The organism is Pseudomonas sp. GW456-L13, assembly GCF_017350115.1.
Classification (GTDB): domain Bacteria; phylum Pseudomonadota; class Gammaproteobacteria; order Pseudomonadales; family Pseudomonadaceae; genus Aquipseudomonas; species Aquipseudomonas jessenii.
Map to the genome: position 1 here is coordinate 661,825 of NZ_JACNAS010000001.1, position 16,078 is coordinate 677,902.

Sequence of the window (16,078 nt, forward strand, 5' to 3'; positions counted from 1 at the left end):
TGCTCAAAGCGTTCTGCAGCAAAGCTGCAGAACGAATCCATGGCGTCACCCTAAGCCATCGAAAATTAATTTCATATATAGATTAGTATTCCGAATATAGAATCATAAGCGCGGATATGAACAATAGTTAATAATCAGTTCAATAACACAATCAAGGGCCTCGACATGATCCTGCGCATGGACCACTTCACTATTGTCTCTGACCAACTGCAGGCGACACGGGATTTCTATGTTGAGGTGCTGGGTTTGGTTGAGGGGCCACGCCCGCCCTTCCCGGTTCCCGGGTTCTGGCTTTACACCCGGAACCAGCCAGTGCTGCATGTCGTGGGCGTAGCGCAAATGCCGGAACCGCGACGTGGCGTGCTCGACCATATGGCCTTTCATGCCAGTGGCTTGCAGACGATGTGCACGCGTCTAATCGAGCATGGCGTGCGCTTCAAAATCATCCGTGCGCCAGGCTCGCAACGCACCTGGCAGCTGTTCATGCAGGACCCCAACGGGGTTGAAGTCGAACTCGACTTTGACGCCAGCGAAGAGCCGCCAGCCGATTGGAAAGAACGCCGGGCCGGCTAGATCAACCCGGAGTAACTGCCGCCGTCGACCTGTAGGTTTTGCCCGGTGATGTAGCCGGCCTGAGCCGAACAAAGAAACGCACAGGCCGCTGCAAATTCACTCGGCTGGCCAAATCGGCGCGCGGCTATTGGCTTGAGCATTTCCACCCGCGCCTGCTCGACGCTGAGTCGGCGATGCTTGGCCAACTGCTCGGTCATGAAGCGCAGGCGCTCGGTTTCAATACGTTCGGGCAGCAGATTGTTAATGGTCACGTTGTCGCGCGCGACTTCGACTGACAGGGCTTTGCAGAAAGCCGTGAGCCCTGCACGCGCCGCCGTGGACAATCCCAGGGGCAAGCGTGGCGACTTGACCATCGCCGAGGTGATATTGACGATGCGGCCAAACCCCCGCTCGCGCATCCCGCCGACCACTGCCTGAATCAGCAGAATGCCTGAAAGCATATTGGCCTCAATGGCCGCCAACCAGGCGGCATGGTCCCAGTCCTCCAGACGGCCCGGTTCCGGGCCTCCGTTGTTGGTCACCAGTATATCCACCACCGGACACGCGGCCAGCAGCGCCTGTCGACCGGCTGCGGTGGACAGGTTGGCCACCACGGTGCGTGGCAGTCGACCCGTGCTGCGTAAAATATCTTGCGCGGTGTGGGCCAGGCTCTCGGCATCGCGGCCATTGATCAGCACCTCGCAGCCCTCCTGCGCCAATGCCAGCGCACAGGCTTTGCCAAGCCCTCGAGAGGATGCACACACCACCGCAATACGCCCACCAATACCCAGATCCATTGCAGTACTCCTCGTGCGTGGGTGTCAGTCGTTCATGCCGAGCAAGGCTGTGATATCCCGCCCGGGTTCAGCGTCGCTGCCGTAGGCGAACTGGCCGGCACGCTGACGTTCGACCAACTGTTCCATCTGGTAGCGATAACGGGTACCCGGCGTATCGAAGCGAGAGTGCAAGTCACGACGTTCGTCGACCTCGAAATAACGTTGGTTCTGCGGGCGCACCACCGAGTTGTCCTGGGGCTGGATGATGTAGTTGATGCGCGGCATCACATAGCGAAAAGGCGCGGGTGCAGCGGTGGTGTTGAAGGTGACGTCACACCGCGATCTATGCTTGCCCACCGGCAGGAACGGTTGCAGGTTGGGCACGTCATACCCGGGGCGAAAGCGCGGATAGGAGATGCACACGTTGCTGCGCAAGTGAATGTGCAGCACGGCGCGAAAGTCCTGGTATTTGGCGCGCACACCGCCGACCCAGCGCATGATGGGCGCCACTGACTTTTGCGCCACGGTACGAGTGCGGGTCACGGTCTCGGAGGTCCATTGCACCTCCACCACGTCCGACTCACTGATACCGTCGCCAATGGTATTGGCATGCAGGAAATCGGCATGGGTCAGGTCAATCAGGTTTTCCACCGACAGCGCCGAGGTCGCATCAAACCGCACAGTACGCTGGGTGTAACCGGGAAGACTGCCGTCCTGCGGTAGAAACGGAATATGCGGGAGCAACTGCATGTCGGCAGCGTCCGGATTGCCGTACCAGACCCAGATGTAGCCGTAACGCTCAACCAGCGGATAAAAGCCCCGTCCCCCGGTAAACGCTGTGAGTATCAGCTCTTTCTGGGGGAAATGCGGATGAAACTCGGCAGCCACCGCGCGCCCGTTGTCCCGCCACAGGTAATAGGGCTGGGCATGAATGATCCGGCGAATGGGCCGCGCACTCAGGTCGCGGCTATGGGACACCGGGAACCAGGTGTCACGCAGGTCGTAGTTGATCGGCGTCCAGTCACCCCGCACTTTGCCAGGGATCGTATCGGTGGAGGAAGGCACGGCATGCATGGTGGGAACTCCTGTGCTCAGACGACTGCGCTGACGGGAATCAGGCGCGGTTGGCGCAACCCACGCAGTTCACGGGATGAGGCTTGCAACAAGGCCGCGACGGCTGCGCCATCAATCAGGCTTTTCACCTGGAATGGGGCTTGTTTACGCAGGCGTGCTGCTCGCCAGCGCAACGGTGCCCTGGCCGGCACCTGCTCATGCACGTAGCCACGCCAACACAGGCTGGTGGTGCCACGACGATTGGCACCGGTCGCGATCATCAGCGTCACTAGCGGCAATTCATCTTCGCTCAGCAAATCCACCCGAACAGTACCGCCGTTCAATGGGACGGCGGTGCGCACAATCAAGGGGTAATCCACCACAAACTGCGAAGGCAGGATTTGTGTGCTCCATACCGCACCTCGTTCCAGAACCACACGCCCCTGCTCGCTGCGCAGATCGCCAAGGAAAAAATCGGTAAGGCGCACATGGGGAAACCCGAGCAAGCATTCCGGACCGTCGAGCATCGCATCCAGGTACTGGTCGTGACTCATGTTGACGATAGTGGAACCGGTAAATTCGCGTCCGCTGGGTTGGTAATCGCTGCTGGGCAATGCCCCTTGCGGTGCCCCCTCACCCAACCACACATGGACAAAACCATTTTCCTCGCGCACCGCAAAGGCACGCGCGGCATAACGTGCAGGTACGCGCTCATCGGCATGCAGATTGGGGATCTGCGTGCAGCCACCACTGGCGCCATCAAAGGTCCAGCCGTGATAACCGCATTGCAGGCCGGACTCGACGACTCGCCCCAGAGCCAGCGGCACCCGCCGATGTGGGCAACGGTCTTCCAAGGCAAAGGCTTGGCCGGCCGCGTTTCGGAACAGCACCAACTCCTCGCCGGCAAAGGCCACGGCCAATGGCGTTTGATCATTCACGGCCTCGCAAAGCGCCATGGCCCACCAGCCTGGGGTCATCATCGGGCTGCCTCTTTGTTATTGGTCTTGGGCAATTGCGTTGAACGCAGTCAGCGCTAACGGTAGTGCTTAGTGGTGGATAGAGCAAACATAATTCGACAGTTTTTTATTTTCTGTCGATATTTTTTTAACCCAGCATAAAAAGGCAAAATTCAGGCATCAAGCCGAAACATTTCGGCTTAAAGAGCACATTTCAGCTTGATAAGCGACCTCCAAATGGACATTTTTTCTTTATCTGATCATGTTTTAATGAAAAATAGCTAGCGAGCAATCCATAAGCCTGATTACCATTAGCTTGCTCATTGACTCCAAGGTGCGCTGACGATGACCCAATCCACCCTCGGCTTTGTCCTCCATGACGTTGCCCGCTTGATGCGTAAGCGCTTTGAACAATGGGCTCGCGCAGCCGGTCTCACGCGCTCGCAATGGCAAGTCCTGGCCAAGCTGTCGATTCATGAGGGCATCCACCAGAAAGGCCTGGCAGACCTGTTGGAAATCGAGTCGGTCACCCTGGTGCGCTTGCTGGACAAGATGCAGGAGCGCGGATTGATCGAACGCCGTAACCACCCCACCGACCGCCGATACTCCTTGCTGTTTCTCACCCCGGCTGCCCATCCGCTACTGCAGTTCATGCGCACCATCGGCGAACAAACCCGACAAGAAACCATGGCGGATTTCTCCATTCAGGAGCACGACCAATTGCTGCAGTACCTCGAACGTATGCGTGAACACTTGCTGACAGCCTGCGGCCAGCCCGTGGATGAGCTCACAGGCTGTGCAGCAAGCGAGGTGAAGCATGGCTGAGCCGACATTGCAGCGCCCTGCCGTGCACGCTGAAGCCCGACCGCTCGAGCCAGCTGAAAAACCCCAGATGCAGGCGACCGAGGCTTCGGCCCTTGATGGCCATGCTGAAGAACCGTCTGACACGGCACGCCAACGCTGGCGCATCGGCCTGTTTTTGCTGGCACCTATCAGTGTCGTGGCCTGTGCTGCCTGGTATGTGTTGGGTGGCCAGATCGTAAGCACCGACAATGCTTATATCCAGGCCGAGCGTGTAGGGGTTTCCACCGATGTCGCCGGAATCGTCGCGGCTATTGAAGTCAGTGACAACCAAAGCGTGAGCAAAGGCCAAGTGTTGTTCCGTCTCAAGCCCGAGCCCTTTGAAATCGCCGTGGCCAGTGCCAAGGCGCAACTGGAAAACGCGCGCAATCAGATCCTTTACCTCAAGGCCAGCTACAACCAATCGCTGGCCGAGATCGCCCAGGCTGAAGCCAAATTGCCCTTTTACCAGACCAATCTGCAACGGCTGGAAAAGCTGGTCAGCGTTGCCGCCGTATCCAGGACTCTCTACGACGACGCCCACCAGGACCTCGACAATACCCGTCAGCAGGTGGCGGTCGCCAAGGCCCAGGCCGCGGCGGCGCTGGCTCAACTGGGTGGGCGTCTGGACAGACCTCTGGAGTTGCATCCGTCCTACTTGCAAGCGCTGGCGGCACTGAATGAAGCCGAACGCAACCTGCGAAACTCCGTGGTCATCGCCCCATTCGACGGCGTCGTCACCAACGTTGACTCGCTGCAAGTGGGTGCGTATCTGCAACCACCCCAATCGGGCTTTAGCCTGGTGTCCAGCGAGCAGCTGTGGGTGGCTGCGTCACCGAAAGAGACCGAGCTGACCAACGCTCACATCGGCCAGGGCGTAACCATTGAGGTAGACACTTATCCGGGTGTCACCTGGCATGGCACCGTGGAAAGCATCAGCCCAGCATCCAGTTCGAGCTTCTCCCTGTTGCCGGCCCAGAACACCACGGGCAACTGGGTGAAGGTTGTGCAGCGCATTCCGGTGCGGATCCATATCGACGATGCTGCCGGCAAACCCGCGCTGCGCCATGGCATGAGCGCCGTGGTCGATATCGATACCGGCACGGCACGTGGCCTGCCGAAGCCGCTGGCAAACCTGTTCGCACGCCATCATGAGTGAAGTATCCGGACCACTTCCGCCATCGCCGTTGCGGGTACTGATCACCTTGTGTGTGGTGCTGGCGGTGGTCATGCAGGCGCTGGACACCACCATCGCCAACGTCGCCCTGCCCTATATGCAGGGCAGCGTATCGGCCAGCGCCGATCAGATTAACTGGGTGCTGACCTCGTACATCGTCGCCACCGCCATCATGACGCCGCCCTCGGCTTTCCTGGCCCGGCGCTTCGGTCGCAAACGCGTGTTGCTGTGGTCGATCCTGGGTTTTGTATTGGCGTCGGTGCTCTGTGGCATTGCCCGCTCCCTGGAAGAAATCATCCTGTTTCGCCTGCTGCAAGGGGTGGCCGGGGCGGCGTTGGTGCCATTATCGCAAGGCATCCTGCTGGATATTTACCCGCAGAAAGAACGAGGGTCGGCAGTGGCGCTGTTCGGGGTATCGGTCATGGTCGGCCCGGTATTGGGGCCGATGCTCGGCGGCTGGCTGACGGAACACCTCAGTTGGCGCTGGGTGTTCTTCATCAACCTGCCTATCGGGTTGCTGGCCTTCATCGGCATGACCCGCTTCATTCGTGAAACCCCGGCCGACAGGACCGCACGCCTGGACTGGCTGGGCTTTAGCTCCCTCAGCGTGGCCATCATGTCGATTCAACTGTTCCTCGACCGCGGCGAACAACTGGGCTGGTTCGACTCTGGGGAAATCATCCTGGAAGCGCTGGTGGCCGCCATCGCTTCGTACATTTTCATCGTCCACACCTTCACCCACGACAAGCCCTTTATCAGCCTGAAGTTGTTCAAGGATCGCAATTACTCGGTGGCGGTGGTGTTTATCTTCATCATCGGCATCACCTACCTGGCCTCGCTGGCACTGATGACACCCTACCTGCAAACCCTGATGGGCTACCCGGTTCTCACCGCCGGCATGGTCATGGGGCCGCGCGGCCTGGGGACGATGCTGAGCATGTTCCTTGCCGGGAAGATCATCGGCAAAGTCGATATTCGCTGGATACTGTTTTGCGGCCTGGTGTTGTCCGCCTGGTCGATGTACATGATGACCGGCTGGACACCGGCCGTGTCCATCCACACCATCGTCTACGTTGGCTTTATCCAGGGCGCGAGCCTGGGCCTGTTGTTCGTCCCGCTGACCACCATCGCCTTTACCACCCTGCCCCCGCATTTGCGGGGCGAAGCCACGGGTCTGTACAACCTGTCACGCAATGTCGGTTCGAGCGTTGGCATCTCGATCGTTACGGTGCTGCTGGCGCAAAACACCCAGATCAATCATGCCGAAATCGGCGCCTACGTGACGCCGTTCAACCGCCTGTTCGATGCCTGGCCTGTCAACAACCAGCTCAATCCACTGACCGCCAGCGGGCGTGCAGCCCTGGATGGCTTGATCACTGTGCAAGCCAGCTGGGTGGCTTACCTGGATGACTTCAAGCTGCTGATGTGGTTATCCATTGGCGTCATACCGCTGCTGCTGATATTCAGGACACCGAAGTCTCAAGCCAATCAGGCCTCGTAGCGAAAACGTCCCACCGCTACGTTCAGCTCATCGGACAGTTCGCGCAAGGACACCACGGCTCCGGATACCTGATGGGTGATCGCATCACCCTCTCCGGCCATGCGCGCGATGTGCTCGACGTTGGCCACGATGCCCCGCCCACCCTCGCTCTGCACGCTCACCGCATCGGCAATCCGGTCCACCCCGCGCGTGGAGTCTCCGACCAGTTCCGTCGCCTGCTGCAGGGTACTTTCCAACTCACCCAGCAGTCGGCCACTGTCCTCCAGTGCCACGGTGCCCGCACTCAATGCCTGGTCGACGATCCCGGACTGGTTCTCCAGCTTCAACGTCAACTGGTTGATCGAGTTGGCAGCCAGCGCCGAGCGTTGCGCCAAGTTACGCACTTCGTCGGCCACCACGCTGAAACCGCGCCCGCTTTCTCCGGCACGCGCCGCCTCGATGGCCGCATTGAGCGCCAGCATGCTGGTCTGCGCGGAGAGGTCCTTGACCTGACCGATGCTGGCGGTGATCGCTGTCGTGCTTTCGACAAAATCGCCCACCGAGCCGCGGATGGCGGAGAAGGCATGGCGCACGCTGTCGATTTTCTCGAGCAGTCGCGACAAGGCCAGGTGCCCGTCTTGCGCACCGCGCAAACTTGCTTCGGCGCAGCTGCGCAGGCTTTCAGCATGACTGGAGATTGCCGCAATGCCGTCGCTCATCTGCTCGATGGTCATCGACACCGCACCCACCGCACCGGCCTGCGCCGTGGAGCTTTGCGCCACGCGCGCCGAAGTACCCACCAGTTCCTCCGCCGACGCGCCGACCGATGCCGCAACACCGGCAACCTGGCGCATGGCCTGCTGAAAGCTATCAATGAGTTCGTTGAATGCCTGGGCCGTGTGGGCCACCTCATCTCGGCCCATGACCCGCACGCGTCGGGTCAGGTCGCCATCGCGCAACTCGATCGATGCCTGTTCGATTTCCCGGATGGGCCTGAGGATCTGGGCACGCAACAAAAGACTGACGATGACGGCGAGTACGCTGGCGCCGAGTAATACCGCAACCAACATCCGTGACACCTGGCGTTGCATAGTGCCGGCCTCGGCAAAGGCGCCAGAGGTCAGTTGCGCCTGCAGTCCCAGCAAACGATTGAATTGACCTTGCAGACCATTGTTGTCGGCGCGCACCCTGCCCAGCAGCGATGCCGCCTGTATTTGGTCACTCAAGGCCGCGCGCTTGAAATCGGCAAGGCCTTCGCCGACCACGGCGGCCTGTTCTTGCACGGCGCGGTAGAGTTCTTTCTCCTCCTCACCCAGACGCGTCTCGCGAGCCACCTTGTCCAACCCGGCTCGCATGTCGTCGACACTGGCCTGCATGTCTTCCAGATAGGATTCCAGCTCCTCGGCAGAAGCCTGCCCATTGGATTCAAGGATGCGTGCGCCTATGGCATAGGCCCCGACCATTGCCGCCTGCGACGCAGACGCGGTTTCCAGTACCTGGCGATACTGCTGGAAACGCAACTGGTCGATTTCCTCGATCACCGCCTGTTGCCTGGCCAGCCCATGATAGGCAAGGCCCGAAACAACCAATAAAGCGATAACAAATAATGCGGGCAGCACAAAGAGCTTGGCGCCGATTGAATAGCCTTTGAGAAATGACATTCTGATTACCGTTTTTGTTTTTATAGGAAATGACAGGCCAACATCAGCTCCATCATATTCTCTATACGGTATCTCATTCTACTATCAGAATGTTAGATGATACCTCAAATGGTTATCAGCACCTTCACGTTGGATAAACTAAAGCAATACAGGACCATCAAACTGTCCACTCCGTGATATTGGCCAAGGCTCCCCCGTGCTCCACGTAGATACTGAACAAATGCCCTGATCCTGGAGCGTTGTTCAGCATTTCCATCGGAATGTCGTGACGTGCGCTGGTGATGTACAAGGTGTCACGGTCTTCACCACCGAAAGCCAGGTCCGTCGGCCCTGGAATCGGCAAACCAATCATTCGATCAATGCTGCCGTCTTCGGCAAATCGAACCAGGCTCCAACCGTCGCGCAATGTGGTCCAAACACCCCCCTCTCGATCAAGGGCCAGTCCGCTCAGCCGCCCCGACCCTTTGGGCAACGTGGCCAAGCGCCGAACATTCACACTGCCTGCCTGCACGACGTAGACCGACCCGGTTTCCGGCCCGATTGCGTAAAACGCCTGCCCACGCTCATCCCAGCACATTGACGTGATGTTTTCCTGAAACTCCCAGGACAAGCGCAGATCACCATGCCGGTTCAACTCTCCCACCTTGCAGCCGGTGTGGCTCGCCAGGCACGCCCAGACACTGCCGTCAGGTCGACTACAAAGCCCCAAGAGGCTCTTGCCGGGCCAGTCGGGCAAGGGATGTTCGCAACCTTCAAAGTCAATCAGCGACCAACCCTGGGTATGGGCGACCAGCAATCCCTGGCTATGCAGCTCCATCGCCACGACCGGGGATTCGAGGCGGGCGAAAATACGCTCGCCATCGCCATCCAGCATGCGAATGGCCGGCGCCAGGGTATCCGCCCAAAACAGGCAACGAAGCTTGCTCGACCAACGCGGGAAAGCGCCATTGAACGCCCACGGACTATCGACCAGTTTGACGTCGGTGTCGCCGATTTGAATGCGCGGCTCGCTCAACTGAGCCCCCACGCGTCTTGCCGCTTCGCTTATCTCAGGGCCCAACAGCTCCAGACGCTCAAGGGTCAAGCGATAAGCCGGCCCTGCCACACTCAAGGCGCCGCGCACATTTCCCGCGTTATCCCGGATCGCCGCAGCCACGCAACGCACGCCCATCACAATCTCCTCATCGTCGATGGCATAGCCCCTGGCCCGGGTGATCTGCAACTCGGTATGCAGGCGTCGACGATCGGTGATGGTCAGTTCGGTCAGCGGTGTCAGCACCAGCCCCTTGATGATTGCCTCACGAGCGGCTTCATCCATCGCCGCAAGAATTGCCTTGCCCTGACCCGTGCAATACACCGGCTTGCTCTGGCCAAGCGCCGCCGCCGAACGCGTGGTGTGCGCGCCGTCGCAACGCTCGAGAGATCTGACTTGATTGCCATCGAGCACCGCCAGATAGGACGTCTCGCCGGTCAGATCGCGCAAGGCCCGCAACTCGAAACTCGCGGCCGCTACCAGGTCCGGCATCAGATAGGCATTGCGCACCAGTTCCAGATAACGGAACCCCAACCGGTAGACCTTGTGCACCGGATCGCGGCGAATCATGCCGCGCTCCACCAGGCTGGCGATGATTCGATACAGCGTGGTTTTGGGTAACTCCAGCTGCCCTGCCAATTCGGCCTGACTGACGCCCCGAGGCGCGGAACCAACGGCCTCCAACACATCCAGCGCCTTCTCCAGTGCACCCGTGCCCTCTCCTGCTTTCATGACTTATTCCCACCATATGGAACAACGAATGAACTGGATCATACGACGGGTATTGCACACGTCAACAAACCTCTAGGATCTGACGATATCAGGTCATCACAAACATTCTTTGTCCCAAATTACGGGAATAACCAATGACTTGGTGCACCTACACGCCATGCGTAAGAGCACAGGAGAACAACAATGACGCAGATCCACCAATACGCCGACACACTGGAAGAAACCGACGAGCGCCAGGTTCATGTCAGCGATGAAGTGCTGGCACGCCTAGCCCGTTGCAGCAGCGGTTCGCTGACCACCCAACTGTTCAAATTGGGTTTTCGTCAGCCAGCCCTGGTCGGCCTTCGCGCCATGAACAAAGACATCAAGCCGTTCGCTGGCCGCGCTTTCACCATGCGCTTCATACCGGCCCGCGAGGACATCGACACCTACGGCACCATGACCACCAAACCCAACCACAACAATCTGCAATGGCAGGGTGTGGAACAGATCCAGCCGGGCGACGTGCTGGTCATCGACAGCCAGAACGACCCGCGTGCGGCGTCGGCGGGCAATATCCTGGTGACCCGTCTGCTGGCCCGTGGCGCCCGGGCTATCGTTACCGACGGCGCCCTGCGCGACGGCAGTGAAATTGCCGCTTTGCCGCTGCCTGCCTTTGCCCGCGAAGTCACTGCAACCACGCGCATCTCCTATCACCACGTGGCTGACTTGCAGGTACCGATCGGCTGTGCCGGTGTGGCGGTGTATCCAGGGGACATCATCGTCGGCGACGGCGACGGTTTGACGGTGATTCCTGCGCATCTGGCAGAAGAGCTGGCCGATTACTGCACCGTGCAGGACGACCTGGAAGGCTATCTGGCGATGCGCATCGCCGCCGGCGAAGCACTCTGGGGCGTCTATCCACCAGGTCCAACCGCCATCTCTGACTACCACGCATGGGTAGCCTCAGGTCGTCCTGCCATCCCGAGCATCATCAACAAGGGGGATGAACAATGAGCAAACAAGCCGAATACGCCGCACTGATCCGTCGCTACTTTGCTGCTTGCAACGCGGGCGATCACGCCGAATTGGTGTCGTGCTTCACTCCGGATGCCGTGCACTACTTCCCAGCCGGATTGCCAGAAATTCCTTGGCGCACTGCCGAGACCATCGCGTCCAAATGGGTGTGGTGCGTCGAGAACCTCGGCTCGCAATGGACCATCGAGAAGATTCTCGTCAGCCATGACAGCCCTGAAGCGGTGATCGAGTGGACGCACTGGAAGGGTAAACTGGGTACCGCGCTGCGTGGTGACGAGTGGTACATCTTTGACGAGCATACTGGTCTGATCAAAGAGATCCGCGCTTACTACGCCTCACCTGCCGACAAGGAAGTGGCCATCAACGAAATCGTCGACTTCGATTACGCGGGTCGTGGTTACCACCTGGAACCGGCCACAGGAGGTGAACAATGAGCACCACCGAGTTTCAATTGATCGATGCAGCTGTCGAGGCTGCCGGTGCCGTCGCCGGGTTCTGGGCGGCCTCCGCGCCCTCCGTTCGCAGCGGCTTGCTACGTGGACTGGCCAGCGGTCTTGAACAGCACCAAGCCGCTCTTGTGGCACTGGCCGACGAAGAAACCGGCCTGGGTGCCGGGCGACTCAACGGTGAAGTGGCGCGAACGGCCTTTCAACTGCGTGGTTTCGCCGACGAGGTAGAGGCCGGTGTGCCATACCAGACAATCGACGATCAGGCCGTGGCTGGCGCGCCGCCCGTAGGTCGCCCACGCCTGACACGCACCCACGAACCGCTGGGGCCGGTGGCGATGTTTTCAGCCAGCAACTTCCCGTTCGCTTTTTCGGTCCTGGGCGGCGACACCGCTTCGGCATTGGCGGCCGGTTGCCCTGTGGTAGTCAAGACTCATTCCGGGCACCCACGGCTGTCGCGCGCAGTACATGAGGTGGCTCAGGGCGTACTTGACGGCATGAACTTGCCTGGCGGGCTGCTTGGCCTGGTCGATGGCGCCTCCCGCGCAGCGGGCCTGCACCTGGTAGCGCATCCGCAGATTGCCGCCGTTGCATTTACCGGTTCCTATCAAGGCGGGACCGCGCTTTGGAAAGCCGCTAACGAACGCCGTCGCCCTGTTCCGTTTTTCGGTGAGTTGGGCTCCATCAATCCATTGATCGCCCTGCCCGGTATTCTAGAGCGTGACAGCGAGGCCCTGGCGAACACCCTTGCTGCTTCGATCACCCAAGGCACCGGACAATTCTGCACCAGCCCGGGGGTGATCGTTTTACTCGACCATCCGGCCAGTGACCGTTTTGTCGCGCAATTGAGCGCGGCACTGCAACCGATCAAGACCCATCGCATGCTGACTCCCGGTATGCGAAACGGATTTGATGCAGGAGTCGCCCATCTGCTGGCATCCGATGCAGCGAGCCAAGTATTCGAGCCACTGGCCGATAGCGAAGGCCCGGCTCCGCGTCTGTTCAAGGTCGACGCCAAGGCCTTTATTGAAGACGCCAATCTTCGCGAAGAAATGTTCGGCCCCGCCGCCGTGGTACTGACAGTCGAGTCCATCGAACAGGCGACCGCTGTGTTGCACGCCATTGGAGGCAGCTTGACGGCGACGCTTTGGGGCTTCGAAGACGCCACCGACGACACCCGTGCGCTGCTTCGCGCCGCTCGCCAGATCGCCGGTCGAGTGTTGTTCTCGGGCGTGCCAACAGGCGTTGCCGTCACGCACGCACAGCAACATGGCGGCCCCTGGCCTGCGTCGACTCAACCACAAAGCACTTCGGTGGGCTACGCCGCGCTGCAGCGCTACCTGCGCCCGGTGGCGTTGCAGGATGCTCCTGCATGGGCACTCGCCCAGCAAGGAGCCCAGCCATGATGAAACACATCGTGATGTTCCGGCGCCTGCCTGCGGTGGAGAAAAACCCACAGCTGGAAAGCCATCTCGTGCAGTGGATGAGCGACCTCGCCAAGGACATTGAGTTTGCCCGCAGCTGGAAGGTGTCGGCCAATGAACTGGACCGACCGATCTGCTGGGACTACGTGCTGGAGACGACGTTCGACGATGCTGAAGCGGTCAACCGTTACCTGCCTCACCCGGCGCACGTTGCCCTGGTCACTGAACTGAAAAAGTACTTCGAATGGGTCGCTGTGGACTACACGGAGGCAGACACCCAGGCCGCTTGATCCCGGTACAGGTATTGGCTCCCAAGGGTCGCCAATGCCTGGGCACTCTACAAAAATAATTAGACGAGGCACACATGAACAACAACGAGCGCTACGCGCTGGAAGGCAACACGCCAGTTGCCGCGGTCTCGGCCCAATCGAAGGGCCACCAGGACGCGGCGGCGACCACGAAAAAGAGCAGCTATCGCTTTCTGATTCTGGCGTTGATCACCATCGTTCTCGCCCTGAGTACGGGGGATCGTGCTGCACTGTCGGTCGCAGGGACCGACATGAGCAAGGAGCTCGGTATCAGTTCTGTGGAAATGGGATACCTGTTCTCGGCATTCAGCTGGGCGTACGTAATCTTCCTGATCCCCTCCGGGTGGCTGACCGACCGTATCGGCTCGAAGCTTTCAATGATGCTGGCCGTGGTGATCTGGTCTTGCTTCACGGTGATGATGGGTATGGTGCATTTCATTGGCATGGTGGTACCACTGCTACTGGCCCTGCGCTTTTTGCTCGGTGCTGCTGAGTCTCCGGTCGGACCAGCCTCGGGCCGCATCATTGCCGCATGGTTCCCCTCCTCCGAACGCGGTATTGCCGGCGCCATCTTCAACAGCGCGCAATACCTGTCGCTGGCTGTCTTCACCCCAGTCATGGGATGGCTCTGCTACACCTACGGCTGGGAGTACGTATTCATCATCATGGGCGCCATCGGCCTGGTGATTGGTGCCATCTGGTGGAAATTCTACTACCTGCCCATTGACCATCCGAAGATGAACAGCGAGGAACTGGAATACATCCGCGCTGGCGACGGCCTTGTTGATCTGGAGAGTTTGAAATCCAAAGCGGCAAATACCGGCAAGGGCATGAAGCTCGGCGAGATCGGACAGTTGTTTCGCAGTCGCATGCTGGTCGGGATTTTTCTGGCCCAATACTGCATCACTTCGATCACCTGGTTCTTCATGACCTGGTTTCCGATTTATCTGGTCAAGGAACGTGGATTTGACATCCTTCAGGCCGGGTTTATCGCAGCAATTCCAGCGTTGTGTGGCTTGGTGGGCGGCGTGTCCAGCGGTTTTATCTCCGACCTGATCCTGAAGAAAACGGGCTCTTTGAGCATTGCTCGTAAAACCCCGATCACCATTGGCCTGTTGCTCAGCGCCAGCATCATTCTCTGTAACTATGCCGAAAGCGCTGCCGTGGTCGTTGTGCTGATGAGCCTGGCGTTCTTCGGTAAGGGTTTCGGCTCGATGGGCTGGACAGTGGTCGCCGACACCGCGCCCAAAGAGCTTATCGGGACTACCGGTGGCGTATTTAATGCCTTCGGCAACACCGCTGGAATCGTAACCCCGGTGGTCATCGGCTACATCCTTCAAACCACAGGTTCCTTCGATGGCGCACTGCTCTACGTCGGCGCTCACGGATTGGTAGCGGTCGCCAGTTACTGGCTGATCGTCGGCAAGATCCAACGCTTCAAGCTTCATCCGAAAACTTGAATTCGGTTTCCAACTGACTCCAATTAAAGATATGCGAGGCACCAAAAATGAAGATGATTTTTCGTTGGCACGGTCCGAAAGATCCAATCAATTTGCAGTACATCAATCAGATTCCCGGGTTGTACGGCATTGTTTCATCACTTTACGACACCCCGCTTGGAGAAGTCTGGCCGGTGGACCGTATCACCAGTCTGCGAGACGCAGCGGCGGCTTATGGTTTGAAAATGGACGTCGTCGACAGCTTCCGCGTGCACGAAGACATCAAACTGGGAAAGCCCAATCGTGAAGCGCTTATTCCGCAGTACATTGAAACGCTGAAGAATCTTGCCGCCAGCGGTATCAAGATCGTCTGCTACAACTTCATGCCTGTATTCGACTGGACTCGTACACAGATGGAGTACCAACTGCCCGATGGCTCCAATACATTGTCTTTCGAGGCCTCGTTGGTTGATCGACTGGACGTATCTAAAGGTGTGATTCCCCTACCCGGCATCGGTACAAAATACCCTGCAGAGAAGCTCCAGGCACTGCTTGAAGAATACAAGGATGTCAGCACCGAACAGATGTGGAAAAACCTTGAGTGGTTCCTGGGCAAGTTGGTGCCGGTTGCCGAGCAGCTTGGCCTGAAACTGGCCCTACACGCAGACGATCCGCCTCGTTCGGTGTTTGGCCTTCCTCGAATTATCAAAAACATCGAGGATCATCGCCGCGTACTGAGCATCATTGACTCGCCTGCGAACGGCCTGACGTTATGCAGCGGCACCATCGGCTCGGACCTCAACAACGATGTGCCGTCGTTCATCAACGAATTCGCCGCTCGCCAGCGTGTGCATTACGTTCACCTGCGTAACGTCAAGGTGTTCGACAACGGTGACTTTTATGAAAGCGCCCACCCGACGCAATGTGGTTCGCTGGATATGGCGGAAATCCTGAAGGCCCTGCATGACGCCAACTTCACCGGCTACGCCCGTCCAGACCATGGCCGCATGATTTGGGGAGAGACAGGCGTACCAGGATACGGCTTGTACGATCGTGCACTGGGCACCATGTACTTGCAGGGTTTGTGGGAAGGCATCGGCAAGGAAAAAACCAAGGCAGTGCTGCAAAAACAAGGGCCCGCCGCAGTAGCGTGATCGAGTCTTCCACCGAAGCACTGCCAATCT

Annotated in this window: 15 protein-coding genes; 10 read left to right on the plus strand and 5 right to left on the minus strand. The window is 59.0% G+C overall.

Annotated elements, in window-relative coordinates:
* Positions 1 to 177: 177 nt before the first annotated feature.
* The gene (locus J4D25_RS02865; protein WP_237749997.1) at positions 178 to 573 is read left to right on the plus strand and encodes a VOC family protein; all 396 of its coding nucleotides are present in this window, start codon (positions 178 to 180) and stop codon (positions 571 to 573) included.
* Here J4D25_RS02865 and J4D25_RS02870 read toward each other — a convergent pair.
* Genes J4D25_RS02870 through J4D25_RS02880 form a run of 3 tightly spaced genes read right to left on the minus strand, consistent with a single transcriptional unit; the run spans position 570 to position 3,361 of the window.
* A complete protein-coding gene (locus J4D25_RS02870) occupies positions 570 to 1,349 on the minus strand; it encodes an SDR family oxidoreductase (RefSeq protein WP_057715143.1) in 780 nt (259 codons plus the stop codon). The two genes, J4D25_RS02865 and J4D25_RS02870, sit on opposite strands and share 4 nt — an antisense overlap.
* 24 nt (positions 1,350 to 1,373) lie before the next feature.
* The gene (locus J4D25_RS02875; RefSeq protein WP_020798268.1) at positions 1,374 to 2,402 is read right to left on the minus strand and encodes an aromatic ring-hydroxylating dioxygenase subunit alpha; all 1,029 of its coding nucleotides are present in this window, start codon (positions 2,400 to 2,402) and stop codon (positions 1,374 to 1,376) included.
* Positions 2,403 to 2,419: 17 nt separating this feature from the next.
* Positions 2,420 to 3,361 carry a Rieske 2Fe-2S domain-containing protein gene (locus tag J4D25_RS02880; protein WP_057715144.1) on the minus strand — a complete coding sequence of 314 codons (942 nt, stop codon included), beginning with the start codon at positions 3,359 to 3,361 and terminating at the stop codon, positions 2,420 to 2,422.
* 321 nt (positions 3,362 to 3,682) lie between these two features.
* Here J4D25_RS02880 and J4D25_RS02885 point away from each other — a divergent pair, with 321 nt between their 5' ends.
* From J4D25_RS02885 to J4D25_RS02895, 3 genes are read left to right on the plus strand one after another with little or no spacing between them, the layout of a single operon-like run.
* Positions 3,683 to 4,162, plus strand: a complete 480-nt coding sequence (locus J4D25_RS02885; RefSeq protein WP_057715145.1) for a MarR family winged helix-turn-helix transcriptional regulator — start codon at positions 3,683 to 3,685, stop codon at positions 4,160 to 4,162.
* Positions 4,155 to 5,336 carry an HlyD family secretion protein gene (locus tag J4D25_RS02890; protein ID WP_057715146.1) on the plus strand — a complete coding sequence of 394 codons (1,182 nt, stop codon included), beginning with the start codon at positions 4,155 to 4,157 and terminating at the stop codon, positions 5,334 to 5,336. Before J4D25_RS02885 ends, J4D25_RS02890 begins: the two co-directional genes overlap by 8 nt.
* On the plus strand, positions 5,329 to 6,855 hold the full coding sequence (locus J4D25_RS02895) for a DHA2 family efflux MFS transporter permease subunit (RefSeq protein WP_057715147.1): 1,527 nt from the start codon (positions 5,329 to 5,331) through the stop codon (positions 6,853 to 6,855). The genes J4D25_RS02890 and J4D25_RS02895 overlap by 8 nt, the downstream gene beginning before the upstream one ends.
* Here the strand turns inward: J4D25_RS02895 and J4D25_RS02900 are convergent.
* Together J4D25_RS02900 and J4D25_RS02905 are read right to left on the minus strand one after the other, a co-directional pair.
* A complete protein-coding gene (locus J4D25_RS02900; protein WP_057715148.1) occupies positions 6,843 to 8,495 on the minus strand; it encodes a methyl-accepting chemotaxis protein in 1,653 nt (550 codons plus the stop codon). The genes J4D25_RS02895 and J4D25_RS02900 overlap by 13 nt on opposite strands.
* Before the next feature lie 157 nt (positions 8,496 to 8,652).
* Positions 8,653 to 10,260: an IclR family transcriptional regulator C-terminal domain-containing protein gene (locus J4D25_RS02905; RefSeq protein ID WP_057715149.1), complete on the minus strand. Its 1,608-nt coding sequence runs from the start codon at positions 10,258 to 10,260 to the stop codon at positions 8,653 to 8,655.
* Positions 10,261 to 10,443: 183 nt separating this feature from the next.
* Between J4D25_RS02905 and J4D25_RS02910 the strand changes: the two genes are divergently transcribed.
* The 6 genes from J4D25_RS02910 (at position 10,444) to J4D25_RS02935 (ending at position 16,048) form a co-directional block, all read left to right on the plus strand.
* Complete coding sequence (locus J4D25_RS02910; RefSeq protein ID WP_020798275.1) at positions 10,444 to 11,256, plus strand: demethylmenaquinone methyltransferase; 813 nt, start codon at positions 10,444 to 10,446, stop codon at positions 11,254 to 11,256.
* Complete coding sequence (locus J4D25_RS02915) at positions 11,253 to 11,711, plus strand: nuclear transport factor 2 family protein (RefSeq protein WP_020798276.1); 459 nt, start codon at positions 11,253 to 11,255, stop codon at positions 11,709 to 11,711. Before J4D25_RS02910 ends, J4D25_RS02915 begins: the two co-directional genes overlap by 4 nt.
* Complete coding sequence (locus J4D25_RS02920; RefSeq protein WP_057715150.1) at positions 11,708 to 13,129, plus strand: aldehyde dehydrogenase (NADP(+)); 1,422 nt, start codon at positions 11,708 to 11,710, stop codon at positions 13,127 to 13,129. Before J4D25_RS02915 ends, J4D25_RS02920 begins: the two co-directional genes overlap by 4 nt.
* Positions 13,126 to 13,437: a Dabb family protein gene (locus J4D25_RS02925; RefSeq protein ID WP_057715151.1), complete on the plus strand. Its 312-nt coding sequence runs from the start codon at positions 13,126 to 13,128 to the stop codon at positions 13,435 to 13,437. Before J4D25_RS02920 ends, J4D25_RS02925 begins: the two co-directional genes overlap by 4 nt.
* A 74-nt stretch (positions 13,438 to 13,511) precedes the next feature.
* Positions 13,512 to 14,915 carry an MFS transporter gene (locus J4D25_RS02930; RefSeq protein ID WP_079246760.1) on the plus strand — a complete coding sequence of 468 codons (1,404 nt, stop codon included), beginning with the start codon at positions 13,512 to 13,514 and terminating at the stop codon, positions 14,913 to 14,915.
* A 47-nt stretch (positions 14,916 to 14,962) separates the two neighbouring features.
* A complete protein-coding gene (locus tag J4D25_RS02935) occupies positions 14,963 to 16,048 on the plus strand; it encodes a mannonate dehydratase (protein ID WP_057715152.1) in 1,086 nt (361 codons plus the stop codon).
* Positions 16,049 to 16,078 lie beyond the last annotated feature (30 nt).